The organism is Mesorhizobium sp. M4B.F.Ca.ET.203.01.1.1 (genome assembly GCF_004791025.1).
Taxonomy (GTDB): domain Bacteria; phylum Pseudomonadota; class Alphaproteobacteria; order Rhizobiales; family Rhizobiaceae; genus Mesorhizobium; species Mesorhizobium abyssinicae.
On the sequence record NZ_SRUO01000262.1, the window covers coordinates 1 to 289 of the forward strand.

Sequence of the window (289 nt, forward strand, 5' to 3'; positions counted from 1 at the left end):
GCTCATGGCTTGCCGCCGGCCAGCAGGGTTTCCACGGCCTGGTCCAGGCGCAGGCTGACCACCGCCGGGGTGGCACCGGCGTCATTGATCGACACGCGCACGTCGCGCAGCGGATGGCGTTGCGCAAAGTCGGCGATCACCGCCTGCCAGATGCTGCCGAAGCCCTGCGCAGCGGTGATGATGCGCACGGTCATCGCACCCTCCTGTGCCACAGGCTCCAGCAGGATCTCCAGGTTGCCCGAAGCCAGCACGCCCACCAGCACCGCATCGTGCGGGAACTGCACCCGCG

The 289-nt window shown here is 69.2% G+C and carries 1 protein-coding gene; it reads right to left on the reverse strand.

What is annotated here, in order from left to right:
* Positions 1 to 2: 2 nt before the first annotated feature.
* Positions 3 to 284, reverse strand: a complete 282-nt coding sequence (gene mdcC, locus EN846_RS34600; RefSeq protein WP_135928164.1) for a malonate decarboxylase acyl carrier protein — start codon at positions 282 to 284, stop codon at positions 3 to 5.
* Between the last annotated feature and the right edge of the window lie 5 nt (positions 285 to 289).